The sequence below is a fragment of the Armatimonadota bacterium genome, from assembly GCA_036504095.1.
In the GTDB taxonomy this organism is placed as follows: domain Bacteria; phylum Armatimonadota; class DTGP01; order JAKQQT01; family JAKQQT01; genus DASXUL01.
The window spans coordinates 164025-189297 of record DASXVS010000079.1 but is presented as its reverse complement, the minus strand read 5'-3'; the positions used below and the strand labels follow the sequence as shown (position 1 = coordinate 189297).

At 63.3% G+C, this 25273-nt stretch carries 19 protein-coding genes; 9 read left to right on the top strand and 10 right to left on the bottom strand.

Annotated features, from left to right (window positions below; genetic code table 11):
• Nucleotides 1-64: 64 nt before the first annotated feature.
• A complete protein-coding gene (locus tag VGM51_18275; GenBank protein ID HEY3414985.1) occupies nucleotides 65-838 on the bottom strand; it encodes a PEP-CTERM sorting domain-containing protein in 774 nt (257 codons plus the stop codon).
• Between the two features lie 339 nt (nucleotides 839-1177).
• Here VGM51_18275 and VGM51_18270 point away from each other — a divergent pair, with 339 nt between their 5' ends.
• Together VGM51_18270 and VGM51_18265 are read left to right on the top strand one after the other, a co-directional pair.
• Complete coding sequence (locus VGM51_18270) at nucleotides 1178-2278, top strand: GntR family transcriptional regulator (GenBank protein HEY3414984.1); 1101 nt, start codon at nucleotides 1178-1180, stop codon at nucleotides 2276-2278.
• A 17-nt stretch (nucleotides 2279-2295) separates the two neighbouring features.
• The gene (locus VGM51_18265; protein HEY3414983.1) at nucleotides 2296-3690 is read left to right on the top strand and encodes a hypothetical protein; all 1395 of its coding nucleotides are present in this window, start codon (nucleotides 2296-2298) and stop codon (nucleotides 3688-3690) included.
• 14 nt (nucleotides 3691-3704) lie between these two features.
• On the opposite strand, the gene VGM51_18260 is transcribed toward VGM51_18265, so the two are convergent.
• From VGM51_18260 to VGM51_18245, 4 genes are all read right to left on the bottom strand, one after another.
• The gene (locus VGM51_18260) at nucleotides 3705-3992 is read right to left on the bottom strand and encodes a hypothetical protein (protein HEY3414982.1); all 288 of its coding nucleotides are present in this window, start codon (nucleotides 3990-3992) and stop codon (nucleotides 3705-3707) included.
• A 118-nt stretch (nucleotides 3993-4110) separates the two neighbouring features.
• Nucleotides 4111-6600 (bottom strand): thiamine pyrophosphate-dependent enzyme, encoded by a 2490-nt coding sequence (locus tag VGM51_18255; GenBank protein HEY3414981.1) that lies wholly within the window; start codon nucleotides 6598-6600, stop codon nucleotides 4111-4113.
• Nucleotides 6601-6937: 337 nt separating this feature from the next.
• Nucleotides 6938-7390, bottom strand: coding sequence for an IS200/IS605 family transposase (tnpA, locus tag VGM51_18250; GenBank protein ID HEY3414980.1), 453 nt, complete (start codon nucleotides 7388-7390; stop codon nucleotides 6938-6940).
• Nucleotides 7391-7475: 85 nt separating this feature from the next.
• Nucleotides 7476-8252: a DeoR/GlpR family DNA-binding transcription regulator gene (locus VGM51_18245; protein HEY3414979.1), complete on the bottom strand. Its 777-nt coding sequence runs from the start codon at nucleotides 8250-8252 to the stop codon at nucleotides 7476-7478.
• An 83-nt stretch (nucleotides 8253-8335) separates the two neighbouring features.
• On the opposite strand from VGM51_18245, the gene VGM51_18240 reads away from it, so the two are divergent.
• The 6 genes from VGM51_18240 (at nucleotide 8336) to VGM51_18215 (ending at nucleotide 15203) form a co-directional block, all read left to right on the top strand.
• A complete protein-coding gene (locus VGM51_18240) occupies nucleotides 8336-9379 on the top strand; it encodes a hypothetical protein (protein ID HEY3414978.1) in 1044 nt (347 codons plus the stop codon).
• Nucleotides 9376-11436 (top strand): SDR family NAD(P)-dependent oxidoreductase, encoded by a 2061-nt coding sequence (locus VGM51_18235; protein ID HEY3414977.1) that lies wholly within the window; start codon nucleotides 9376-9378, stop codon nucleotides 11434-11436. Before VGM51_18240 ends, VGM51_18235 begins: the two co-directional genes overlap by 4 nt.
• A gap of 103 nt (nucleotides 11437-11539) precedes the next feature.
• Nucleotides 11540-13165 carry an alcohol dehydrogenase catalytic domain-containing protein gene (locus tag VGM51_18230; GenBank protein HEY3414976.1) on the top strand — a complete coding sequence of 542 codons (1626 nt, stop codon included), beginning with the start codon at nucleotides 11540-11542 and terminating at the stop codon, nucleotides 13163-13165.
• A 57-nt stretch (nucleotides 13166-13222) separates the two neighbouring features.
• The gene (locus tag VGM51_18225) at nucleotides 13223-14383 is read left to right on the top strand and encodes a mannitol-1-phosphate 5-dehydrogenase (protein ID HEY3414975.1); all 1161 of its coding nucleotides are present in this window, start codon (nucleotides 13223-13225) and stop codon (nucleotides 14381-14383) included.
• A 104-nt stretch (nucleotides 14384-14487) separates the two neighbouring features.
• A complete protein-coding gene (locus VGM51_18220; GenBank protein ID HEY3414974.1) occupies nucleotides 14488-14778 on the top strand; it encodes a helix-turn-helix domain-containing protein in 291 nt (96 codons plus the stop codon).
• Complete coding sequence (locus tag VGM51_18215; GenBank protein ID HEY3414973.1) at nucleotides 14775-15203, top strand: PIN domain-containing protein; 429 nt, start codon at nucleotides 14775-14777, stop codon at nucleotides 15201-15203. The genes VGM51_18220 and VGM51_18215 overlap by 4 nt, the downstream gene beginning before the upstream one ends.
• Nucleotides 15204-15404: 201 nt before the next feature.
• Here the strand turns inward: VGM51_18215 and VGM51_18210 are convergent, their stop codons facing one another.
• The 4 genes from VGM51_18210 to VGM51_18195 all read right to left on the bottom strand — a co-directional run bounded on the left by VGM51_18210 (nucleotide 15405) and on the right by VGM51_18195 (nucleotide 21979).
• Nucleotides 15405-17783 (bottom strand): NTP transferase domain-containing protein, encoded by a 2379-nt coding sequence (locus VGM51_18210; protein ID HEY3414972.1) that lies wholly within the window; start codon nucleotides 17781-17783, stop codon nucleotides 15405-15407.
• The gene (locus VGM51_18205; protein HEY3414971.1) at nucleotides 17780-18295 is read right to left on the bottom strand and encodes a nitroreductase family protein; all 516 of its coding nucleotides are present in this window, start codon (nucleotides 18293-18295) and stop codon (nucleotides 17780-17782) included. The genes VGM51_18210 and VGM51_18205 overlap by 4 nt, the downstream gene beginning before the upstream one ends.
• A 54-nt stretch (nucleotides 18296-18349) precedes the next feature.
• Entirely contained in the window at nucleotides 18350-19801 is a 1452-nt protein-coding gene (locus VGM51_18200) for a family 10 glycosylhydrolase (protein HEY3414970.1), read from the bottom strand.
• A 141-nt stretch (nucleotides 19802-19942) separates the two neighbouring features.
• Nucleotides 19943-21979 (bottom strand): beta-galactosidase trimerization domain-containing protein, encoded by a 2037-nt coding sequence (locus VGM51_18195; protein HEY3414969.1) that lies wholly within the window; start codon nucleotides 21977-21979, stop codon nucleotides 19943-19945.
• 510 nt (nucleotides 21980-22489) lie between these two features.
• Here VGM51_18195 and VGM51_18190 point away from each other — a divergent pair.
• Nucleotides 22490-23371 (top strand): aldo/keto reductase, encoded by an 882-nt coding sequence (locus tag VGM51_18190; protein ID HEY3414968.1) that lies wholly within the window; start codon nucleotides 22490-22492, stop codon nucleotides 23369-23371.
• 319 nt (nucleotides 23372-23690) lie between these two features.
• Here the strand turns inward: VGM51_18190 and melA are convergent, their stop codons facing one another.
• On the bottom strand, nucleotides 23691-25013 hold the full coding sequence (melA, locus tag VGM51_18185) for an alpha-galactosidase (GenBank protein ID HEY3414967.1): 1323 nt from the start codon (nucleotides 25011-25013) through the stop codon (nucleotides 23691-23693).
• Nucleotides 25014-25273 lie beyond the last annotated feature (260 nt).

Here is a 25273-nt window from a genome sequence, read left to right as displayed (position 1 = left end):
TTGCGAAAAGGCCGGCCCCCAGGGAGAGGCGCGGCCTTCACGCGTTTGTTGATCGTGCCTGTGACTACCGGGTGCGCCGGCGAAGCCCCAGCAGGGGCAGAAGGCCCGTGACGAGCAGGGCCAACGTGCCCGGTTCGGGGATTGTATCGAGGCTGCGAGTCTGGATGTCGTCGATGTACAGGTTCACCGGGTTAGCGCTGCCGCCCGGGATACGGAACGCCAGGTGCTCGAGGTCCACCTTACCGAAGGTCGGATTGATGACGCCGTTTCCGGCATTGAACGAGAAAATCGGCTCGGATGGGATGATGAATGTCAGGTCCTGCCACGCGCCCGGCGTGATCGTATGGGTGCAGACCGGGGCGCCACTGGTCTTGCCGGTTGCGCCGACCCATTCGATCGTGCTTCCCGATCCGGCGCCGATGGAGCCAAGCGGCGGATCAGACGTATAAACCCGCTCGCGGACCCCGAGGCAGACCTGCAACGGGTCGTTCGAGGTCAGAAGAACTTTCATCGTCAGCGCGCCACCCGCGTCGATGACCGGGTTGTAACCGCTGGTGGTCAAGCGCAGCCAGTCGTTCACGCCGGTGTCCTTGAAGGCCCACTGCACGTTCAGCGACTTCGTTCCGCTGCTGGCCTGACTGGTGGAGGTGGCGGCGAGGTTTGGCGTTGCCGCGAGGAAACCGCCGGTGCTTCCGGAGAAGCTTGGCTGCCGGAAAATGGTCACCGCCGGTTGGACCCCGTTGCCGTCGAAATCCGTGATCAACGTAATACCACAACGACCGGTCGCCGGAAAAAGAAGAGCACATCCGGCGAGCGCTGCCCAAATAGAGATGCGCATAAGTCACTCCTTTGCTGTTGTGATCTGAAAACGCGCCCAGCCCAGTGGGAGTGGTTCCATTATGCTTGCCTGCAAATATCCGGCCAACCGAGCAAACTGGAATGGTGTACGCCCTTCTTTTCACCCGGCCGAACCGCACGGAAGGGGCAGGCATGAGAGGGCTTTGGCCGATTGCGGCGAAAGCCCATGCGCGTTAAGGCGACATATATGCGCAAATCGTTTTGGCCGAAACTGGAATCATTGTTATAGAACAAAATATGATAGGTATATGCGATTTGGTGAACCTCGCCTTTTGAAGGACGTCGAGTCTCCTGTCGGCGCTTGCGAAAGTGATTAAGCATGTCTGCAACAGTAAATAAAGAGAGTCCGCTGCCGCGGTACGTACAGGCCCGGCGGTTCCTGGAGAACCTGATCCATACCCAGGGGATCGGCCCTGGCGATCAGCTGCCCTCGGAGCGCGAGCTTTCGGCGCGATTCCGCGTGAGCCAGATGACGATGAACCGGGCGATTCAGGACATGGTTCGCGACGGCATCCTGTTTCGGGAGGTCGGCCGTGGAACCTTCGTGATGCACCAGGATGCGCACGCCGTCCACAACGGCACGATTGCCCTGGTCTCACTCTTCAGCCCCGGCTACATCAAGAGAGACCCCTACTTCTCGGAGATCATGCGGGGCGTCCAGAGCGCGGCTTTCGAGACGGGTTGGGATCTCCTTCTCGTGCACGAAGCACTGGACGAAGGCACGAGCGCGCGGCTCCGGTCGCGCGCGGATGGCTTTCTGTTCATGATCCCACTGGATGAGGCCATACCGGCGCTGCGCCGAATGGTGTCGGAACGCGTGCCGTTTGTTTCGGTTGGTTCATCGTGGCTGGATGAGTCGTTCCCGGCTCTCGATACGGACAACATCATGGGCGCGAAGCTGGCTGTCGATCACCTCGTAGGATTGGGCCACACCCGGATCGGATTCGTGGGCGCGCCGGAGAACATGTCGAATAGCCGCGACCGCCACATCGGTTTCCAGGACGCTCTCGCAGCGCACGGCATCGCGTATAACCCCGATTGGTTCATCCCCTGCGCATCGGCTACCGCCGTGTCGCGCGATGAGATGGATGCGCTGCTCCGGACGATGGATGGTCCGGAGGCCCCTACCGCGTTCTTTGCCGCAGGCTACGAGTTGGCCGTGCACACGATCGAAGCGCTGCAGAACCGCGGGCTGAGCATTCCGGACGACGTGAGCGTGGTTGGGTTTGACGACAAGTTCAGCGCCGCGTTTCTGCACCCGCCGCTCACCACGGTAGCACAGCCATTGGATGCGATGGGCCGGCGCGCCGTTGAGCGCCTCGAGGAGGCCGTTCGCGGCGGCACACCCGACTCACCTATCGAGCGACTGCCCACCAGGCTGGTCGTTCGCCGCTCCACCGCGGCGCCACCACGACAGTGACCGGCGCAACCCGATTTATGGCGACGGCAGCCCTGTTTCTGGCCGCGACCGGCCTCGCAGCGGCTTCGTTCACGGTCCACCAGATGCTGGATGGACTCGGGGCCGAGGTCGATCCGGGGTTCCCGTACTATGCCGGTCGCAGCGCGGAGAGCATCGCCTCGGAAATCCGGGCGAACGGCTACAGCCAAGTTCACTACGTGGTCACCAACGACGCAGCCATCCGGCGCGATCTCATCGATGCCTTTCACAAAGAAGGGCTCCCGGTCTGGTATCTCACGTTCTGCCACGTGGCCTACAGCACGGCCGATTTCCCGAAGGGCTGGGAAGCGTGGAAGATGTCGCTACGCAACAGCCCTGGCAAAGACTATACCCGGCTGTGCATGAACAATCCCGGCTACATCGCGTTCAAGCGCGCGCGGATCGCGGCGTCCATGAAACGGTATCCGTTCGATGGGGTGGAACTGGTTGAGCCGTTCTGGCCGGACGCGCCGGGTCCCTCCAGCGATACCTACGGCTGCCTGTGTGCCCACTGCCGGGCGGCGTTTCTGAAGGATCACCCGGAAGAGACGGCGATGCCCGAGTTCACCGACGCCAGCTCGCCGCGGTGGTACAAATCCAACCCCGAGCTTTACCGCAAATGGATGGACTCCCGCGTGAAGGGGATCGCCCGCTTCCTCAACGCCACGCTGGACGGTCCGGGGGGCGTGCGCCGGCGGCGGCCCGACGTTCCCACGATGGTCTGGACGCTCGTGCAGGACTCTCCAAATGCCGTGGCCGCGCTGCGGGAGGCGCAAGGCAACGATGCAGGGGAGATGGCGCACGCGGTGCACCCGAGCGCGGTGTGCCTGCAAACCAACTGGATGGACTGGTCGCGCAGCGAACTGCCGCCGGACTATTTGAAAAAGTACGCCCCATTCGTGAAGCACCTTCGCGACCTGTCACCGGGAACGGCATTCACGTTCCAGGTGGACACCGGATCGCTGGCCCCCTCGCGCCAAACCTACACCTGGCTCAAGTCGGCGGATGCCACGGCACGGAAGATGGGCGCGCGCGGCACGGTCAACTACGAGTACTTCATCACGAAGTCGATGTATGACGATCCGCCCCGCCTTGTCGAGGCTCGTCCCCGCCAGGGCGGAGTATCCCTTGTGTTCCAGAAGCGCGTGGACGCGGGCCGGGCATCGGACGCGGCAAACTACCACGTTACCGGGCCGCAGGGCGAGGTTGTAAGCGTCACGAAGGCGCGGGCCGACGGGAACATGATCCACCTCTCGGTGCGGGGGCTGAAGCCGGGCAAACGCTATCGCGTGCTGGTGAACGAGATGGTTGACACGCCCAGCCTATGGCTATTCAAGGGCTATCCCGGGCACACGGTCCGGGGACTCAAGGCGACCTTCAGGGGGCAGGGCTGAGGCATCAGGGCTGACTAGAGGCCGGCGAGTATGTTTTCGTAGACCTCGGGGACGGTTTCGCCCGGCATTCGGTCGATGAAATCCCGAACCTCCCACAGGAACGGCGCTGAAATGCCTCGTTGCTGGTGCACAAAGGCCGACAGCGCCTTCTTGTAGCCCTTACCGGTGACGCAGGACTCCGTCAAACGCAGCGCTTCCGCACGCAACGTCTCGCCAACGAAATGGCGCAGGATTGGGTTCAGTCGCTTCGCATGAGGCGTCATAGGACGCGTTAGCACACCGTAGGACTCGACAGAAAACATAGGCACTCCGTTATTATTATGCGCCTCGCCGGCCGCGCCGGGTAATCGAAGGTTTGGCGTAATGTCCGTACTTCCAATGCGCCCACCGGCGAAAGCGTATTGATTGCAGAACTGGCGCCTATATTCCCAGCCTGCTTCGGCGCTCGAGTTCCACCGTATCCGCGGGGCGCTTCGATTGATGGCCGGGAAGGGGCATGATATGCTCGTGGACGGCGTCGATGATGTCTATCGGGTACGGGAAGAACGCGTCCTCGACCTCGTCGGCGGGCGTGATCCAGTTGCGCGCGCCAACCACGGCCGGCGGGGCGTCCAGCTCGTCAAACGCGAACTCCGTGATCCGGCTGGCCATGGTATGGAGGAAACTCCCGCGTTCACAGGCGTCCGATGCCAGGACGATGCGGTGGGTTTTGCTGACCGACTCGATGACGCGGTCGTAGTTGAACGGGACTATGCTGCGCGCGTCGATGACCTCACAAGTGATCCCGTGGTCCGTCTCCAATTGCTTCGCGGCCTGAAGCGCGCGATAGAGCGTGGCGCCCACGGTCAGAATCGTCAGATCGCTTCCGGGCTTCTTGACCTCCGGCTCACCGATTGGAATCTCATAATACGTCGCCGGCACGCCTTCCGGGTGGAACAGTTCGGGCTGATCGTAGATGCGTTGGCTTTCGAAGTAGATGACGGGGTCCGTGCCACAGAGCGCAGCGGCCATCAGGCCTTTGGCGTCGTAGGGCGTGGCCGGGAAAACGACTTTCAGGCCGGGTATATGAGCCGCCATGGACGTCCAGTCCTGGCTGTGCTGGGCGCCGTACTTGCTGCCGACGGAGACGCGCATGACCACGGGCATCCGCAGATCGCCTCCGGACATCGCCTGCCATTTGCTCAACTGGTTGAAGATTTCGTCTCCGGCGCGACCCATGAAGTCGCAGTACATCAGCTCGACGAGCGCCCGGCCACCTTCGAGGCCATACCCGCACGCCGTGCCGGCGATGGCTCCTTCGGAGATGGGCGTGTTGAACAGCCGATGGTACGGCAGCGCTTCGGTGAGTCCGCGATAGACGCCGAAAGCGCCGCCCCAGTCGCGATTCTCCTCGCCGTACGCCACCATCGTGGGGTCTTTTGTGAAGCGGTCCAGAACGGCCTCGAAGATCGCATCGCGGATGCCGATGCACTTGCCCTTCGGGAGCGGCTGGCCGTCCTCCCCCACCCCGGTTCGACTGCGCCCGGCGAGCTGCTTGACCCGGGCGTTCTCGGCAAGTGGTCCCCGGATCTCGGGCTCGCGGGATGTGTCGAATGACTCAACGCTCTCGTTGGAGAACATCGTTGACTCGAGGAGCGAGCCTACGGCGTACAGGTCGGCACGCGGGGAGAGGTCCAGGTCTATGGCCCGGGTGTAAGCGCGCAGAATGGCGGCGTTGACAAGAGACTGCTCATGGTCGAACTCGACGCTCGATGCCAGGCCGGCTCCGAGAAGGCTGTCGCGGTAGGTGACCAGCGAATCGACCTTCTGCCATTCCTCGATTTCGGCCTTGTCGCGATAGGACGACGCATCGGACGGTGAGTGGCCGCTGTAACGGTAGGTCACCGTATCGAGGAGCGCCGGTCCATCCCCCCTGGCGATGAGCTCGCGCTTGCGGGCGATGGCGTCGATAACGGCCAACGGGTTGTAGCCGTCGATGCGTTCCGCGTGCATGTTGTCCGGGCTGAGGCCCGCGCCAAGCCGCGCGAGGACGCCGAATCCCATCGTCTCGCCAACCGGCTGTCCGCCCATGCCGTAGAAGTTGTTGACGAAATTCACAATCAGGGGCAGGCCACCGCGATGCGCTTCGTCCCAAAGGGTCTTGAACTGGTCCATAGTCGCGAAGCACAGGCCTTCCCACACAGGACCACAGCCCGCCGAAGCGTCCCCGATGTTGCAGATGACGATGCCCGGCTTCAGGTTGACCTTCTTGTACAGGGCTGCTCCGACGCTGATATCTCCGGAGCCGCCAACGATGGCGTTGTTCGGGTAAACGCCGAACGGCGTAAAGAACGCGTGCATGCTGCCGCCCATGCCCTTATTGAAGCCTGCCTCGCGGCCGAATATCTCAGACAGAGTCCCGTACAGCAGGAAATCGACGGCGATATCCTTGAGACTTGAGACTTGCGAAGTGAGACCCGGGAGCGGAGACTCGACAGCTTTGAGGGTGGCGCCGCCCATGTAGGATTCCATGATGGACTGGAGGGTCGCGTCGTCGAGTTTGGCGATGGCGCTCAGGCCCTTGGCGAGGATCTCACCGTGGCTGCGATGGCTGCCGAAGATATGGTCCTCAACGCCGAGCAGAAAACACTGCCCGACGGATGCGGCTTCCTGGCCGATGCTCAGGTGCGCGGGTCCGCGATGATTGTATTCGATGCCCGCGTACTTCCCGCTGAGTTTGACCTCGTTGAGCATGGTCTCGAACGCACGGATGATGGCCATATCCCGATGGATGCGCAACAGCGCGTCCACGCCGTATCGTTCGGACTCCTGCTGAACGGTTCGCTTGTACTGATTGATCGGGATAGGATCGAACGTGATGCGGCCGGGCTTTCGGACGTCTTTCGGGCGGATGGGGATGGATTTTGGCATTTTGTGTTTCTCTGTTCAGGGGGTCTACCCCGTACCCGGCAGTGAACTACCGGGCTTCTATCTTTCAGCCCCTACGGGGCGACCGAACCGGTCCTTATCCCAGACCCGGCATTGAACTGCCGAGCTTCTTTCTTTCGGCCCGTGCGGGGCGAGTGAGCCGGTCCGTTTACCGTGCCAGGCAGTGAACTGCCGGGCTCCTATCATTCAGCCCCTACGGGGCGAATGGGCCGGCCCCTATCCCGGACCTGCCAGTAAACTGCCCGGCTTCTGTCTTCCGGCCCTGCGGGGCGAGTCAATCTCTCAAACAAGGCAGGCACTCAGGCGATACGGAGGCCGTTCAGCCCCATACATAACGCTCATCGAACTCGACCCCGCTATCGACAAGAGGACGCAGGTACTCATCTTGAAAGGATCGCAATTTGTGATGCTCCTCTTGCCCGCGAATATACGCGATGACCGTGTTGCGGGCGTTCGGCGACACGCTGAAAGCACCATAGCCCTCCTGCCAGGCGAACCCTTCGGCCGAAGGGATGTTCTGTCGTATCCAGTGGGACGATCCACCCTTCAGGAGCTGAACAGCGTGCGACAATGCAAGTGTACCCGGGATGGCGATTAGCGCGTGACAGTGGTCCTCTGTGCCACCCACACAAATCGGAACCATATTTGCGCTCTCCAGGACTCCACCGATATACGCCCAGAGCCGCTCGCGCCAGGACTCCTCGATGCTTGGCTGACGGCGATATGTACTGAAAACCACGTGAACGTAACACGAAATAAACGAATTCGCCATTCACGACTCCTCCTAACGAGCGACCGACTTCTCCGCCCCGTAGGGGCTGGAAGACAGGAGCCCAACGCTTCAGCGCCGGGTGTCGTCACTCCATATTGTCACTCGGCCACAGGACCTCGATGCCGCTCTCGTGAAGGAAGGCAAGCCAGTCCGGGTCGGGCCGGATATCGGTGACGATGCGCGATATGCCTTCCCAACCGCAGATGCGGAACAGCGAAGGCGTCAAAAACTTGGTGTGATCCACAAGGAGAATCGCTTCCCTGGCGTTCTTCAATACATGCTGGTACAGGTGCGCCGTCTGAATGTCGCTGGCGGTCAGCCCGAAATCCATCCCGAGGCCGTCGGCGCCGATAAAGGCAAGGTAACCGCGCAATTGATCGATTGCGGCGACCGCCAGGGGCCCAACGGCATCCATGCTATCGGCTCTGTAATGGCCGCCCAACTGAATAATGCTGGCGTCCGTGCTTGCGCCCAGTTCAACCGTCAGGCGCGTCGAGTTGAGGATAATGGACAGGCCGCGTTTGCGCTGGAGATAGTGCCGCATTTCGTAACAGGTTGTGCCGGCGTCTATGTACAACATCTCCTGGTCGGAGATCAATCCTGCGGCCAGTTCACCGATAAGACGCTTGGCCTCAGCATTGCGCAGCGCGCGGGAGGAAATGGAGTGGTCCGATGTGCGCGGCAGAGTTGCGCCGCCGTAGACGAGTTCCACCTCTCCGGCATCGGCCAGAACGCGCAGATCGCGGCGGGCGGTGGCCTCCGAGACGCAAAGCTCGGTCGACAGATCCTTGATCGCCACGTGGCCGCGGCGTAGAATACGAGTTATGATGGCATCACGCCGTTCCTGTGGAATATGCGCCATACTGAATGGTTCTCCGAACTATTATGTGCAAGAATTGGCGTCATTTTGCACAATATGTTGCAAGAAATGATAGAATGTTTGCAATGAACTCCGCGAATACACACATTCACCTGCCACCCAACTTCTCTGCTTTCGAAAGCGTGGAGCAGGCAGTCGCGCTCGCGTGCGACGAGGAAGTAGGCATCCTCGGAGCGAGCAATTATTACGATTTCACCGTCTATTCGGAGTTCGGGACGCTGTGCCACCAGCATTCCATCACGCCTCTGTTCGGAATGGAAATCGTATTGGGGCTGCCCGAACTGGCGGACCGGGGCGTCCGGGTGAATGATCCCGGGAATCCCGGGAAAATGTACCTGTGCGGCAAAGCGCTGTCCCGGTGGAAAACTCCGACCGCTGAAGCAGACCGCCTTCTCAACACCATCCGTCACAATGATTCGGCCCGGATGGCGGAGATGGTGGACCGGATGGCGGAGATATTCGCCGAAGCGGGCGTCGAGACGCGGTTGGATGCCCGCCGGATCGTGAATTCGATCGTGCTGCGATATGGCTGCGCGCAGGAGACCGTGTATTTGCAGGAGCGGCACGTTGCCCAGGCGTTTCAGGAGGCATTGTTTCAGATGGTGCGGCAGGGCGAACGCGTCCAGGCGTTGAGCGCGATCCTGAAGGCACCGGTTTCAGCCGACGATGAAGCGCGGACGCAGGCGCAGATACGCAACCGGCTGATGAAAGCGGGAAAGCCGGCGTTCGTTGAAGAGACGTTCATCGGCCTCGAGGACGGGCTCCGGCTCATCAGCGAGCTTGGCGGCATACCGTGCTACCCGGTGCTTGCGGACGGTGCGGACGTGGCCTGCGAATACGAGGCGGACGTGAACGCCCTGATCGAAAAGCTCCTTGCCCTCGGGATCCGGCATGCGGAGTTCATCCCGAACCGCAACTCGCCGGAAACGCTGCGGGCATACGTGCTGCCGATGCGCGACGCCGGGCTCAGCGTGAGCGCGGGAACCGAGCATAATACACTCGATCTGCTGCCGATGACGCCTACGTGTATGGACGGCGAACCGATTCCGGACGACGTGCAGGCGGTGTTCGCTCAGGGAGCCCGGGACCTGGTGGAGGCGCAACAATGACGCGCGAAATCGCCGACCTCATCAAGCTTTCCCGCTTCTACGGCGCAAACCCGGCAATGGTGCTGGCGGGCGGCGGGAACACCTCATACAAGACGAGTGACAGACTCTTCGTAAAAGCCAGCGGTTGTGCGCTGGCCGATGTGACTGAATCAAATTTCGTGGAGTTGGAGCGCGCGCGCCTGGACGCCCTGCTGCGCTCGGAGCCGGCGGTCGACATCAGCGAACGCGAAGCGCGGTTCAAGGCGGCGATCATGGAGGCGCGGGTGGATCCCGCGAGCGAGGCACGACCGTCGGTTGAGGCCGCCCTGCACCACCTGCTTCCGACGGCTTACGTCGTTCACACGCACGCGACGCTGGCGAACATCCTGACGTGCTCGGAAGGCGGCGAGAGCATCGCGGCGGAGATCTTCGGCGACAGGATGCTCTGGGTACCGTACGTGGACCCGGGAGACGCACTGGCCCGGTTGGTGATGCGCCTCCTTGATGTGTATACCCGGCAGACCGGCATTGCTTGCCCTGAAGCTGTCCTGATGGCGAACCACGGGCTCATCGTCTGCGGGGAAACAGCGAATGAGGTCAAGACTCGCACCGAGTCTCTGCTCCTGACGATCGGAGACCGTCTACAGCCGACCCTGGGCTATGGCACCACCACGTTGATCGCGGAGTTCGAGCGCAGACGATATATCAACACGATCGGCCCAGCGCTGCGTGGGCTTCTCGCTGATACAGACGACCCGGCCCGCGCACTGAATTACCACTCTGAGGGGCCTTCGGCCGGGGAATGTGCGCTGAAGATCGTCACGTTCGACGACAGCCCCGAGGTATTGACCCTCGCGGGCGCGTTAGCGGGCGAGGCGATTGCCGCCGGAGGACCGCTGACACCGGACCAGATCGTGTATTGCAAGTCGTTCCCGCTGTGGTTCCGAACGCAGCGCGATGAAGACGACGCGAACCTTGTTCAGCGTTTGCGGGCCGACATCTGCCGGCATAAAGAGGCAACCGGCTTCGCGCCGAAGGTGGTTATCGTGCAGGGCCTCGGACTGTTCGCTGCCGGTGACAGCGCCAAGGCGGCGGACACCGTGCGCTGCGTGTACATCGACGCGATCAAGGTCATGGCCGGCGCAAGGAGCCTCGGCGGCATCCGGTATATGACTCAGCGCGACCGCGAGTTCATCGACAACTGGGAGGTCGAGAACTACCGGCGCAAGGTTTCGGCGGGCGCGGGGTCAAACGGGCGGGCGGCGGGCAAAGTGGCGATTGTGACCGGTGCGGCCCAGGGGTTTGGCGCGGGAATCGCGGCGGACTTCGCCGCGGAGGGCGCGCACGTCGTCCTCGCCGATGTGAACGCCGAAGGGGCGGCGGCGACAGCGGCGGATCTGTGTCAAAGATACGGTCCACGGCGGAGCTTTGGTGTGGCGATGAACGTTACCGAAGACGATTCGGTTGCAGATGCCATCCACGCCGTCGTGAGGGCTTATGGCGGCTTCGACGTGTTCATCTCCAATGCCGGCGTGCTACGCGCGGCCGGCGTGAAGGAGCAGAGCCAGGCCGAGTTTGATTTCGTGACGCGCGTGAACTATCTCGGGTACTTCACCTGCGTCCATCACGCGGCGCCGGTGATGGCGGTGCAGCATCTCGCGCGGCCGGATGGGTGGACGGACATCATCCAGATCAACTCCAAATCGGGGCTGGAGGGGTCCAATAAGAACGCAGCCTACGCGGGCAGCAAGTTCGGCGGGATCGGCCTCACGCAGTCGTTCGCGTTGGAACTGATCGAGGACGGGATCAAGGTGAACAGCATATGCCCGGGCAATTTCCTCGACGGGCCGTTGTGGTCGGACCCGGAGAACGGCTTGTTCGCGCAATACCTCCGGACGGGGAAGGTGCCCGGCGCAACGTCGGTAGCCGACGTGAAGCGGTTTTACGAGGCGAAAGTGCCGATGCGCCGTGGCTGCACGGTTTCCGATGTGATGAAAGCCGTGTATTACGTGATGGAACAGCAGTACGAGACGGGGCAGGCGGTGCCGGTGACGGGTGGACAGGTGATGATGCGTTGAGGCCTGAGGGCCGAGGGGCGGTTTCACCCCTGCCCTTCTCCCCATGGGAGTGGGGAGCCGGATGGTAATGGGCGAGATGACGGTTTGCGGAAAGGCGGGGCAGGTGGAAACAATTCCTCAGACGCAATATGCGGTGCAGTTGGTTGGGCCAGGCGAAGTGCGGCTCAACACGGCGAAGACCGTTTTCCGGCCCGGTCCGCGTCAGATACTCGCGCGCACCGAAGCTGTCGGGCTGTGTTTCTCCGATCTGAAACTCCTGAAACAGTTCGGGGAACACCCACGAAAAGGCGCCATCCTCTCCGGCATCGAGGACGATATCCTCGGGCAAATCCCGTCGTATGTGCCGGGTGACCAGCCCACTGTTCCGGGACACGAAGTTGTGTGCCGGGTGGTGGCGGTAGGCGACGGTGTGGTCAGCCACGGAGTTGGTGACCGCTTCATCATCCAGGCGGACTACCGAAACCTGCGCACGACAGGCTCCAACGCGGCGTTCGGGTACAACTTCGAGGGCGCCTTGCAGGAATACGTCCTCCTGGACGAGCGGGTGAGCGCGGATTCGGCCGGCAAGGACCTCTATCTCATCCCGGTACCGGATTCGCTGCCCGCAGCGGCGGCGGCGCTGGTGGAGCCGTGGGCCTGCGTGGAATGCTCGTACGCCACGCCGGAACGGCAAACGATCAAGCCGGGCGGGCGCCTACTGATCGTCTCCGAGCCTGGCGCGGATGTGACCGAACTGGAAGCGGCGTACTCCCCTCTCGGGCTACCGGGTTCCACGACGCGGATCGACCCGGTCGGCATCCCGGAACTCTCCGACCAGGCCTATGACGACATCGTCTACGCAGGGTCGAACGCCTCGACCATCGAAGCTCTGAACGACAAACTGGCAGCGGGCGGCATCATAGCGATCCTGTTGAATGGCGGAGCGATCGGGCGGAAGGTATCCGTTGGCGTTGGGCGCATCCATTACGGCCCCACGCGATGGGTCGGCACACCGGCCACCGACGTCCGTGACGCATATTCCCTGATCCCGGCGAACGGCGAAATCCGGCCCGGTGAAAACATCGTCGTGATCGGCGCCGGAGGCCCGATGGGCCAGATGCACACCATCCGCGACGTGTCAACGGGATTGCCGGGTGTTCAAGTAACGGCGACCGACATGGATGACGCGCGACTGGAGACGCTCTCGGCCAAGGCCGAACCGATCGCCCGCGCCGCAAGCGGCTCTTACCGCGCGGTCAATACCGCCAAATCGCCGACGACGGAAGCGTTCACCTACTACGCATTGATGGCGCCGGTGCCGGCGCTTCTGGCGGCGGCAATCGACGCCTGCGCCCCCAACGCTATCGTCAATGTCTTCGCCGGCATCCCGGCGCCCGTTCGGCATGAGATCGACCTGGATGCGCTCATCAACAAGCGCGTTTTCGTCTTCGGCACCAGTGGGTCGGAGACAGAACACATGCGAATCGTGCTTGGCAAGGTCACTGCCGGCGCCTTGGACACCAACGCGTCCGTTGACGCCGTCACGGGCATGGCGGGCGCCACGGACGGACTGGCCGCCGTGGAGAATCGGACCCTGGCCGGGAAGATCATCGTTTACCCGATGCTGCACGACCTGCCGCTGACTCCGTTGAGCACGCTTGCGACCGCCTACCCAAGCGTCGCGGCCAAACTCGACAGCGGAAGGTGGACCAAAGCCGCGGAGGAGGAACTCCTGCGGGTCGCCCATTGACCAGCCACGGCCGGGCGCCGGCGAAACGTCGTGGCTCGGTTTGATAAGGGGAGGACTTTGGCGGACAAACAGGCGGTCATGTTCGGCGCCGGCAATATCGGCCGCGGGTTCCTGGGGCAGTTGTTCTATGAGTCGGGCTACCACACCACCTTCGTGGACGTTCAGGACACGCTCGTCGATGCGCTGAACGCGCGCGGCGAGTACCCGCTCCGCATCGTGGACGATACCTCGACCAACGTCACCATCCGGAATGTGAGCGCGATCAACGCCCGGGACTCGGACGGCGTGGCCGAGGCGCTGGCCGGCGCGGACATCGCCGCCACGGCGGTCGGAGTCCATGTGATGCCGGCCATCGCCGCGGCGCTTGCATCCGGCATCGCGCGTAGGTTCGAACGGTCGAACGCCGCGCCGCTGGACATCATCGTCTGCGAGAACTTGATCGGCGCGGGGCCGTTCATGCGGTCCAGAGTGCGCGAATCGCTGGACCCGCGTTTCCACAACGTTCTGGAGTCGAGTGTGGGATTCGTGGAAGCGAGCATCGGGCGAATGGTCCCGGTCCTCACTGCGGAACTCATCGCGGAAGACCCGCTTCTGATCGAGGTGGAAGCGTACCGCGACCTGCCTGTCGATCGCGCCGGGTTCCGCGGGCCGATACCGCCGATCGTGAGCCTCCAGGCGAAGGACAACTTCGGCGCGTATGTGGAGCGGAAGCTGTTCGTTCACAACCTCGGCCACGCCGCCACGGCCTACCTGGGCTATCAACGCGGCCATTCGTACATCTGGCAGGCGATCGAGGACACGGAGGTCCGCGGAATCGTTGAGGGCGCGATGGCGGAAACGTGCCTCGGACTGTACCGCAAGCACGGAATGCCTCTGGACGATCTGACAGCGCACGCCGCCGATCTACGGCGACGCTTCGCGAACAAAGCGCTTGGCGACCAGATAACGCGAGTTGCCAGGGATCCCATCCGGAAACTCGGCCCGAACGACCGTCTCATCGGCGCGGTACACATGTGCCTGGACCAGGGCGTGCCCCCGCTTAACGTGGTGAAGGCGATCCGCGCGGCGATTCAATACGACAATCCGGAAGATCCGGCATCGCAGACGATCCAGGCGATCCGGCGCGAACGCGGAGATGCCACCGTCTTGCGGGAGATTGGCGGAGTTGGCGAAGGGGATGCGTTGCTTGAGATGATGGGGTTGAGGGCTGAGGGCTGAGGGTTGGGCGCGGAGCGCCGAGGAACCGCGTAGGGGGTGTTGAGGTATGTCTGAGGCGGTGAGACGTGGTATAATCTCGTATATGTGTGTCTAAGGAGGCAGGGATGGTTACATTGCTGCGCGAGATTCTTACCCCGGAGCAGGTGGCCGATCACCTGCAGGTTCAACAGCGAACGGTACAGGACTGGTTAAGGTCGGGCACGCTTCCGGGCATCAAACTCGGCCGATTGTGGCGCGTGCGTCGTGTGGATCTGGAAGGATTTCTCAAACTCCGTCAGATCACATCCGGTGTCGGTGAGTCCGATGCAATGGCGGTACGCGAATACGCCTCTGACGAGATCGAGCAGATGCTGCAGCTCGATAGACTTGATGCACCGGCATCAGCGCCACGATGAGGGTTTTCCTGGACGCAACGTGCTGGGTTGCCGCGGCGGGCAGTCCGTCCGGCGGATCAGCGGAACTCCTGCGGCTGGCCCGGGCTAACGCGTTTAGGATCATCACCACCCCACTGGTGCTCGTTGAAGCGGAACGGAACATCCTCGCCAAACTACCCAGGGAGGCAATGTCACGCTTCCTCGTGGACGTTCACCAAACTGACATCGAGGTGGGGGTAGAAACGAGCCAGCACGATATCGCAAGGTGGATTCACCTCGTCGCTCAGAAGGACGCGCACGTCCTCGCCGGTGCATACCTGACCGGTTCCGACGTGTTGGTTTCCCTTGATCGGCGCCACATCCTGACTTCGGCGGTCCGAGAAGGATTTCCCATCCTGGTTCAGGATACCCACGAGTTCTTCGCGGCGCTGAAGGCGGGGCGCTGAAGCACCCCTCTGCTTTCGTTTCGTCGCTACGCGACCGGGATTGCCGGGCAGGGCTAAGGGGTCGGGCACGGAGGCCCGACCTACCGTGTGTGTCGGGCGCGGAGGGCCGACCTACCAGATGCGGGCGAGGGCGAAGGCTCGACCATCCGATGTCGGCGAGGACGCCGACACTACCGTGTGCGTCGAGGGCGGAGGCCCGACCTACCAGGTCCCGCTGCCGGCGGTGGCGCGGCAGCGGATGATGTCTGGGCTGACGCCGTTAGGCTCGTAGTAGTGGCGGCGCATGGCGTCCTCCAGGTGGTCGAGCGAGGCGTCCTCGGCGAAGACCATCATGCAGCCGCCCAGGCCGGCGCCGGAGAGCTGGGCGCCCAGGACTCCGGGCACGGCTAGCGCAATATCCACCATGCGGTCGATCGCCGGCACGCTGCATGCATACGCGCCGGGCTGCAACTCCAGCGCGGTGGCCGGGTCTCCCCTATTCGCCGCCTCGAACCAACGCTCCATCTCGGCACCGGCATAGGCCGCGGGTGTGGCGCGGTCGCCGTTGTGCGAGATCGTCATCCAGCGCCCAAAGGTCGCGACGTCGCCGGCCCGGAGGAGGTCGAGACACTTGGCGGCACGGGCACACTCCGCGAGGCCGAAGATGACGACCCCGCGGATGGGGAGGACCTCATCGTCGGGGAGCTGGCTCAGGTAAGTGTCCGCGACCTCGGCCGGAACGGCGGCGCGCGCATCCGCGACCGTGAGGCGTTCCGGCAAGCGGCCGAGAAGTCGAATGAACGACGGATAGTCCATCTGGAGGCCGGATGGAGTGACGTCGCGGAGGTGTGTGATTGGTGCGTTTGGACAGGCGAGTCTCAGAAGCTCCCGACCGACGTGGTAACACGCAACGCGCGCGTTGAACGTCGCCTTCACCTCCGCTGTCTTTCTGGCCGGGATGCCGGAATTGAACACCATGAATGTGTGGCCCGCCGGCAGGGGAGCTGAGTCGATCACCCGAAACGGGAAGTAGCCAACCTGGGTAACGCAGCCCTCGCGGGCCAGGATCATCGCGGCGTGGTCCCCTGCCCCGCCACGGGTGCCGACAAACCACTCCGCTTCACCGCAGAGTTCCACCAGCCTGTCGCGTCCGATCCTGAGGTCGTTGAGCGCCAGAATCGCTTCCGCCGCGGCAACGACCAGGGCAGATGAGGAACTCAGGCCGGCGGCGATGGGAATGGTACCCTTCGCCACAATATTCATGCCGCGCAACGGCCGGGCTGCCTCAAACTGGAGCCGTTCGACGGCGGCGCGCACGTACAGCGACCAGTCGCCCCTCGCTTCGGCGGTGAGTTCTCGGACCGCCGGGCCATTTATGTACGCCAGCCAGTCCGCCGCGGAGGCAGGCGGATTCACACGGAACTCACGGTCCGGGAACGCCGCGTCCACGCTGGACAGGTGGAAAACTGCATCGGACCTCGGGCTGACGGCGAGGTGTAGGCTCCGGTCTATCGCAATCAGGTTGCTGACGCCACCTTGATGGTCGATATGGCGGCCCATAAGGTTGAGGCGGCCGGGCGCACGAGCGACGAGGGTTGGGCGCGACGCGAAGCGCCGTTCGAAACCATCGCGCGCGAGCTTCCCGCCGTTCAAAGGCTCGACGGTCCGCTCGAAGCGGCGGCGCACCTCAGCATACTCATCGGGTGTGTTGAAGGCCATGACCTCGTTCGGATCCGACACCTCAACGGCCACCACCGCATCGCCCCGACCCGCGAGGAATGCGACGGCGTCGGTGAGATACTGCTCACCTTGCGCGTTGTCCGCACCGATGGCGTCGAGCGCGGCGTACAGCGCCGGCGCGCGGAACAGATACACGGATAAGTTCGCCAGGGCGGCGGATTCCGCGCGGAGTGCGGATTGGTCCGCAGGCGGCAGGGAATCGGCAGTCAACGCGACGCCGTTTGTGAGAGCGTTCCAGAGCGGCCCGAGGGCTTTCGCCGCTTTGCTCTCCGTGGGAAACGCCTTGAGGGCGAGGCGCAGCGCCTGATCCGCCTGCAGGGGAGATTCCGCAGTCAGAACGCGGAAATCGCGGAGGAGGCGGGCGCGCGCGATGTCGGCAACCTCAACCACCGCGATTGGCCGCCCGTCATCGAGAAGCACGCGGCCGGCGTTCGGGAAATCGGTCGCGCGGCCGACGACAAAAGCCATCGCGCAGTCCGCCTTCCGGAACGAGGCGATGAGCCGATCGATCGCCGCGGCCTCCATCACCTTGTCGCCGGCCACTACCAGGACGTCTCCGGCGAAGCCCTCGGCTTTCAGGACGTCCGCCCCCACCCTCGCGGCGTGCGCCGTACCCAGTTGTTCGGACTGAACCGCGAAGTCCACCTCCGGTGCTGCATGAAGGACCGCTTCGCGAACCTGTTCGGCGAGGACCCCCACGACGACGATATGGCGGTTTATCCCGGAGTCCCGGTACATACGGATGGCGCGCGCGACTACCGGCTCGCCGTCGATCGGCAGAGTGACCTTGTGACGATCGGGTGCGCGCATCCGCGTGCCGTTTCCGGCGGCAAGGATGATCGATGCTGTCCGTCGGTTCACCAACGGTTGTGGTGAACCCGCCCGGGCAAAAAGCGATCTTCCGGCTCCTTGATCTCCGCCGGGTAACCTATCGGAACGAGTGCGAGCGGAGTTATACCGGCCGGCAAGTTGAGGGTTCTTTGAAACGCGGCCTCCCTCGCAGGATCGGCCCTCACGGCGGTCCAGACCGCGCCAAGGCCTGCGTCATGGGCCGCCAGGAGCAGGTTTTGGGTGGCGGCGGAGCAATCCTCAATCCAGTGGTCCACCGCTTTGAGCGCCCTGGTGTCGGCGCAAACCAGGATGGCCAGAGGGGCCTGGAGGCACATCTCCGCATTGGCATGATAAGTGGGAATGGCGTCGAGGATCGCCCGGTCGTCGATTACTACGAATTCCCAGGGCTGCTGGTTGCACGCCGATGGCGCCTGCATCGCAGCGGCCAGTAATTGCGTGACGAGCCCGGCGGGAACGGGGCGACTTTCATATTGCCGGATGCTCCGGCGAGTCTTAATGGCTTTCAGTGTTTCCAAGTGCATATTCTCCTGGTTTCGAGTTGCTGGTTTCGAGTTTCTAGTTCCGAGTTTCTAGTGTTATACGTCCGGTGAGAATGCATTGCGGAGCGTGTCCCACATTCCATAATGCGTCAACAGGCCGGCGGAAAAGACACAGATGCCCGGCGCGCCGGACTCGCGGATCGCTTCGACGGTGCGAGTGAGTTTCGATTCGGGGCGGTAGCCCTCTGGCGGCTTCGCGAGGAATTCCGCAACCGCAGCAGCGAGGCCAACCGCGCCCGCCGGGGCGCCACCCCGAGCCCACGCCTGAATGCGGTCTTGAAGGGCCGGCGCGAGTTCCCGGAATCGTGGCGAGACGGCGGCGAGAGCTTCCGCGACCTGGCCGGCGTCCGCGGCGTTGTCCAGCATTTTACGGACGGCGCTTAACGGGCGGTCCTCCTCGTAGTACAGGAAGTTCACCGCGAAGCCGGGCCAAAGCGCATCGTAGTCGCAGGCCCAATCCTTCTGCTGTCCGATGCTCTCCGCGAGCAGCGTCAGATACGTTTCGAAGTCTCCCGGGTAGTGGTCGCGATAGTCCATCGGCATCGCGATGTTCACGTGCGGCGGGAACTCGCGCCAATCCTGGCCGATGAAGCGGCCGGAGTGAACCGGGTTCTTGAACACGGCGGCGGAAACTGCCATGCCGGGTCGCGCTGAGCGGATGGCGTCCGTCGCCTCACGCGCGAAGCGGGTAATTGCGTCCGTCCGATACCGATAGAAGAAGTAATCGAGGTCGGCGCGGCCGCCCTGGAAGAACGAGCCTTCGAGGAGGAACCGGCTCTTCATCGCCCGGGAGAGACGGACCCAGTTCGCCGGGAGAACGCGCGGGCTCTGTTCCCAATGCGATTCGATGTACGGTCGGTCGTAGCTCTCGTGATGGAACGGCTCATTGGGGAACGCTTCGGTCAGATATCCGGCGTATCGGGGTATCTCGGCGAGGCAGTCGTCGCAGAAGCAGTACTGATCGGGCGCGAGGTCGCCCGGGTAGCGGATGTAGTCGTGATGGATCGCGTCGAAGGTGTAGCGTTCCGCGAACTCCGCCATGAGAGGAATCAGGTACTGATCGGTATATCCGGGGCGCCGGGCGGGGCACATCCACTCCCAGTGATACGGAGAGCCACGCAGCGTTTCGGATCTAGTTGTGGCACCTTCCGCATTGCGCATCAGCCACTCGGGGTGCTCGGCTACCACCTGGCTGTCCGGCCCCTCCATGAAATCGATGAACCAGGCGTGGACCTGCATTCCGCGCTTCCGGCATTCCGCCAGGAGAACGGCGGGCATATCGAAATCGGCGTAACCGTCCGCGACCGCGTCGGGGTACAGGCGGCTTGGCCAGTGGATAGTCCCGGCGCCCTTCACGCACATGACGACGAGGTTGATATGCGCGTGGTGCAGTTGTTCGAGAAATGCGGCGACATCGGACGGGGTGCGTCCGGCGTCTTCCGGCCCGCACCAAACGCCGCGTACGCCCAGTCGGTTATTGCTGTGCATGGTTGCCTCCCAAGGGCATTATGGCGCATTAGGAGTCAGGAGTCAGGAGACAGCGTGGCGGTGAGGGCCTGCCGAAGATGGTTTGCCCCGCCAATGAACTGGCGGGCTCCCGTTGCCAAGTCGCCCTTAGGCGACCGGAGATCAGTCGGCGACGACGAGGGCATAGCGGCGGGGAGACTTGATCACGACGGTCGCGCCCGGGTCCTCGATTGTGCGGTTCTCCGATGGATCGAGGGACAGCAGGCGGAGACGCTTCGGTGGCCTGGCGAACTTCAGTATCAGGTCCTGCGCGGGCGCCCAGGTGACCTTCGATGGCGCCGGGATCTTCTCGCCGTCCGGGCGGTCCGCGCCGGAGGTGTTCACGATATGGACCAGCAGGCGGCCTTTCTGCTTCCATGCGGTGACCAGGATGGGTTTCCCCGCCTCCACACGGACGGGAAGGCCCGGTGTAAGGGCCCGGGCGAGGTCCGCGAGGGCTCGTACGGTTTTCGGATCGCGCGGATCCCTGTAGGGTTCACCCTCCGCGACGGTGTTCTGGAATGCGTCGCGTTCCGGAAGGCCGGGGAGATAGACGACCTTCCCCTTACCAATCCTGTTCTCGTATGCCTCCAGCGGCGTTTGCGCGAGACGGGTGGCGGTCGTCGGCTCCATGCCGACGCGGGGACGGTCGGCCTTCTCATCGCCGGGTGCTCCGAATTTGACGCCGAAGAGCGGGCCCAGCCGCTTCCAGCGTTCCTCGACGCGGTGCGATCCGTCCTCGCCGTTGAACCCGGTCTGGTGAGTAACAATCAGCGTTCCGCCTTCACGGACGAATCGCTCCAGGCGATCCAGGTGGGCTTCGGAGACAGCAAACGCGTTGGGCAGGATCACCGTCCGGATTTCCCTGGGCAAGCCCGCGTCAAGCGTCTCCTCAACAATGCCCCTGTACGGGATGCCGGCGTCCTGCAGTGATTCCGCCCAGCCGACGGCCGGCGCGGAGTGCAGGGACTCCCACCGCGGGTCGGCGTCACGCGAGCGACGCGAGAAGAACACGCCGATGGCCGCAGCGGGCCTGGCGTTCCGATATGGCTTAAGAGTATCGCGCTCGAAAAGCCAGTACGGCCGTACGGGTTCGGCGGGCGTGATTCCGGTCAGGAATACGCGTGCCTGGGTGAATGATATCCCGTGGGCCATGGAGAGCGCCCACATGAAGGTCTCCTCTTCCGGGTCGGTAACGTCGCGCTCGGCGGCACGGTCCGCGTACGGCAGTGAGACGATGTCGGAATGTCTCACCCGGCCGGCTTCGTAAAGCGCGGCCGCCTCGACGGAAATACGGCGCCAAGACGGAAAATCGGCGGGGTTGTAGATTTCCCACCATGAAGCGTCGCCGGTGTCCATCATTCCCTCCTGGTTTGCGCCCGAGGTCTGCGGCCCCCAGGGGGACAACAGGTTGCCGAGCAGGGAAAAGCACTGGACTCCGGGCATCTCGCGGCGCATCCGCTCATACAACCAGACGCGAAAATCGGTGTACCAGCGTTGGCGCACCGCGTTCCATTGGCGCCATTCAGGCGTGCCGGCCGTGCGCGATGCCTTCCACGCCGCCCGTATATCGCCGCCCTCTTCCTTTCGCCATCGGTCCGTACAGGCCTGACAGGCGCAGCCGTGGTGGAACGAGGCATCATCGCTCATCACGGCGTCCACACCGGTACGGCGCACGATGTCCGCCATGATGGCCCAGTAATGCTCTCGAAAGGCGGGGTTGTTGGGGCAGAAAGCGTAGGTCTGGTACTCAGGCCACACGGAGAAGTCGCCGGTCTCGAAGTCGCGCTGGATCCAGTCCTTGTGTTCCAGGGCATAGTCTTTGCGGGCGGTGAGAACGACTGAATGATGCTCGCAGACGCGGATGCCTTTCGCATGGCAGGCCTTTACCACCCGCTTCGTGACGGCGATCTGGTCTTCAAGGAACGGCAGATCATCGTGCAGGTAGTGGTGGCGGCCGCCGCCAATGATGACTCCGGTGACGCCGGACCGAACAAAGGCATTGACAGACGCCGCGATGTCCGCGTCGGTCAGGCCGGGGTGAACGTGCCAGAAGGTGGTCCGCTCGAAGCCGCGAACCCCGAGGCGTTTGGAGGCGCCAGCGGCGGCGGGAAGGCAGAATACCATCAGACACAGGACGGGAAGCAGGCGAAGCATCATTGAATCCTCTTGTTGGTGTCCACGCGCGGCGGGCGATCGCGTTACCTACCGACACGATATGTACTGGTCCGAGGCCCCAGCCAAATCCACGTTGACGAAGGCCACGCGGCGTTGTCCGGCAGGCGTGCCTGGACCGTTAGCGGGGACCGGAGATGAACTGAACAGCGGCATGGGCCACGGCGCCCCTGTAGATGGGAGCATGAACGCAAGCGCTGCGACTTCGATTGCCGTGCGGCCCGCGTTTTCCGGGCCGCACCACATTCCGCGAATGCCCACGCCGACCGGGCACTGAAGTACCCGTCTGAACGGCCTTCGGCCAATCGTCCTCCGGACGACGGAAACGGCAGCCATTCTTGTCCTCTTTGGTCCTGGCGGATAGAGTCGGCGCTGCGAATAGACTGCCGGGGCGCGCGTCCCATCCCAACGGGTCGCGTTCGACCGGGCGGTGATATAATGGCGCCTGAGACCGCGCGTTCAGCGCGGTCAACGCTGTAGCTCGAGGAGGATCATTTGGATAAGAAGACGTTGGGAAGGACGGGGTTGGAGGTGACGCGGCTTGGGTTCGGAGCCATGGAAGTTCGCGGGCCGCGCATCTGGAGCGGGCGGCCGGTGACGGACCAGGAGGCGGATACCATCCTGAACGCCGTCGTGGACGCCGGCATCAATTTCATCGACACGGCCTACGACTACGGCCTGAGCGAGGAGTACATCGGCAAGTTCATCAGCGCGAAGCGCGACCGCTACTACCTGGCCACCAAGTGCGGCTGCACCGTTGTGGACGCCGGCGATCACGACGACACGCCCCACGTGTGGACGCGCGAGAACCTGCTGCACAACATCGAGACCAGCCTGAAGCGGATGAAGACCGACCACGTGGACTTGTGGCAGATCCACAACGCCAGCGTGGAGCAGGTCGACCAGGGCGACCTGGTGAAGGTCATGCAGGAGGTCCGCGACGCGGGGAAGACCCGCTTCATCGGCATCTCCTCCACGGAACCCCACATCGAGACATTCATCTCCTGGGGTGTGTTCGATTCCTTCCAGATCCCATACTCCGCGCTGGAGCGCACGCACGAGGCGGCGATTTCGTCGGCCGCCCGCTCCGGCGCCGGCACGATCATCCGCGGCGGCGTGGCGCGCGGTGAGCCCGGGGCCGGCCTGGGCGCCCAGGAGCGGTGGGACGTCTGGGAAAAGGCGAAGATGGATGAGCTGCTGGAGCCTGGTGAGAGCCGGACCTCGTTCATCCTGCGCTTCACGCTTTCGCACCCGGATATGGACACGACCATCGTCGGGACCAAGAACCCGGCGCACCTGAAAGAGAACCTGGACGCCGCCGCGAAGGGAGCGCTGAAGCCCGAGGTCTACGAGGAGGCGAAGAAGCGGCTGGCGTGACGCTCCCGCCGGTTTCATCTGGGTGGCAGGCCGTGTCGGACCGTTAGCCCGGGGCTGAACCCACGGCAACAAGAGCATAAAGTCGGCCTCCGCCGCCTACCGGGGTGCCCGGCGGGACCCCTTGTGCTCTTGTTGCCGCGAATTCATTGGCAGGGGGCTCGACCCCGGCCGGGCATTGAAATACCCGCCTAAAGGGCCTTCGGCCAATCGTCCTTCGGACGACGGACAGGTGCATCCCCAAGCCAGGCGCATTGTCCTGGTTCGCGCAGGCGGACCGGGATAATGCGTTTTCTGCCCGCGAATCTCTTGCGCCGGTGCGCTAACTGAAGTGCTTGAAGTGCGGGAGGTAGTCCTTGTTCGCTTCGAACATTTCGGCGACCATCTTTCTGATCTCGGCGAGGCTGAGGACGGCGGAGGTCAGCGGGTCGAACGCGATGGCGTGGTAGATCATGTCCGGGTCGCCGGCAATGGCGCCTTCCACGGCGAGTTCCTCACAGCGGGCGCTGATGTTGTTCATCAGGGCGAGTTGCGGGGGAAGCGGACCGACGTGCATCGGGTCGAGGCCGCGCTTTGAGGCCAACACCGGCACTTCCACGCAGCAGCCTTCCGGCAGGTTGTCGATGAGGCCGAAATTGCGGACGTTGCCGTTGAACTCGAAGAGCTTGCCGTCGCCGATGGTGGCGTTGAAGATGCTGGCGGCGTATTCATGGCCACGCTTCAGGTCGACTTCCTTCTCCAGGTCCGCTTTGATATTGTCGCGCCAGGTATCCTTGACCTTCAGGTATTCGTTGAGGATGTAGGCATACTCGCCGGGATTCCAGCCGGTGCCGTGCGTGCAGTACTTCTCGATGAGGTCGGGGCGCTTGCGGAACCAGGCGTTGTACTCGGAGTTATGGCCGCTGGACTCGGTGATATAGTAGCCCATCGCCAGGTACATCTCGTTGCGGACCTGTTCCTCGTTGTACACGTCTTCGCGTGTGGTGATGGCCTCACGGATAAGCGGATAGGCATCCTTGCGGTTCCATTTGAAGTCCAGGTAGTGGGCCTGGTGGTTGATGCCGGCGCAGCGGTACGTGATCTCCTCGTACGGAGCGCCGATCCATTTCGCCAGCATCATCGCGGTGCCCTGGACGCTGTGGCACAGGCCGGTGATCTGGACGTCGCTCTGGCCCTGCATCGCTCGGCAGAGCATCGCCATCGGGTTGGTGTAGTTCAGGAAGATGGCGTTGGGACAGTAGCGCTCGATGTCCTTCACGATGTCCAGCATCACGGGGACGGTACGCAGCGCGCGGAAGATGCCGGACGGACCGCGGGTGTCGCCCACGTTGATATCGACGCCGTACTTCTTGGGGATCTCGATATCGGTGCGGAACACATCCACTCCGCCCTGGAGGATGGTGCACAGGACGCCGTCAGCGCCCTTGAGGGCCTCGGCGCGGTCTGTGGTGGCGATGACCTTCGCCGGATAGTTGCCCGCGGCCACGATCCGGTCGACGGCGGTCTTGACGAAGGCGAGGCGCTCCGGATCGATGTCCATAAGGGCGATGGTGGCATCTTCAAGTGCCGGAAAGGTGAGGATATCCCTGACGAGGCTCCGTGTGAAGCCGAAACTGCCCGCTCCGATAAACGCGATCTTGCGCATTACGTTCTCTCCTGGAATGGACTGGCGGGAAGGCGGCCCCGCGCGCTAAGTTGACGTTTCAGTATTGGGAGCAGGCGGGACGGTATTTCCAGCGGATGGTTGGCCCGGGCCGTGCAGCTTGAAGTCCTTCGCTGACCTACTCACCGGTTTCAACCGGCGGTACAGACGACTCATTGCCCCTTTGGTTTCTATAAGTGCATCATCAGGATTGCTTCGATCATACCGGTCAGGGGTTTGGCGCGATGTCGCGCGGGGGATGA

Excerpts from the sequence above, each read along its gene's own strand:
- VGM51_18275 (HEY3414985.1), bottom strand. The coding sequence starts at position 838 with ATGCGCATCTCTATTTGGGCAGCGCTCGCCGGATGTGCTCTTCTTTTT.
- VGM51_18270 (HEY3414984.1), top strand. The coding sequence starts at position 1,178 with ATGTCTGCAACAGTAAATAAAGAGAGTCCGCTGCCGCGGTACGTACAG.
- VGM51_18265 (HEY3414983.1), top strand. The coding sequence starts at position 2,296 with ATGGCGACGGCAGCCCTGTTTCTGGCCGCGACCGGCCTCGCAGCGGCT.
- VGM51_18260 (HEY3414982.1), bottom strand. The coding sequence starts at position 3,992 with ATGTTTTCTGTCGAGTCCTACGGTGTGCTAACGCGTCCTATGACGCCT.
- VGM51_18255 (HEY3414981.1), bottom strand. The coding sequence starts at position 6,600 with ATGCCAAAATCCATCCCCATCCGCCCGAAAGACGTCCGAAAGCCCGGC.
- tnpA (HEY3414980.1), bottom strand. The coding sequence starts at position 7,390 with ATGGCGAATTCGTTTATTTCGTGTTACGTTCACGTGGTTTTCAGTACA.
- VGM51_18245 (HEY3414979.1), bottom strand. The coding sequence starts at position 8,252 with ATGGCGCATATTCCACAGGAACGGCGTGATGCCATCATAACTCGTATT.
- VGM51_18240 (HEY3414978.1), top strand. The coding sequence starts at position 8,336 with ATGAACTCCGCGAATACACACATTCACCTGCCACCCAACTTCTCTGCT.
- VGM51_18235 (HEY3414977.1), top strand. The coding sequence starts at position 9,376 with ATGACGCGCGAAATCGCCGACCTCATCAAGCTTTCCCGCTTCTACGGC.
- VGM51_18220 (HEY3414974.1), top strand. The coding sequence starts at position 14,488 with ATGGTTACATTGCTGCGCGAGATTCTTACCCCGGAGCAGGTGGCCGAT.
- VGM51_18215 (HEY3414973.1), top strand. The coding sequence starts at position 14,775 with ATGAGGGTTTTCCTGGACGCAACGTGCTGGGTTGCCGCGGCGGGCAGT.
- VGM51_18205 (HEY3414971.1), bottom strand. The coding sequence starts at position 18,295 with ATGCACTTGGAAACACTGAAAGCCATTAAGACTCGCCGGAGCATCCGG.
- VGM51_18200 (HEY3414970.1), bottom strand. The coding sequence starts at position 19,801 with ATGCACAGCAATAACCGACTGGGCGTACGCGGCGTTTGGTGCGGGCCG.
- VGM51_18195 (HEY3414969.1), bottom strand. The coding sequence starts at position 21,979 with ATGATGCTTCGCCTGCTTCCCGTCCTGTGTCTGATGGTATTCTGCCTT.
- melA (HEY3414967.1), bottom strand. The coding sequence starts at position 25,013 with ATGCGCAAGATCGCGTTTATCGGAGCGGGCAGTTTCGGCTTCACACGG.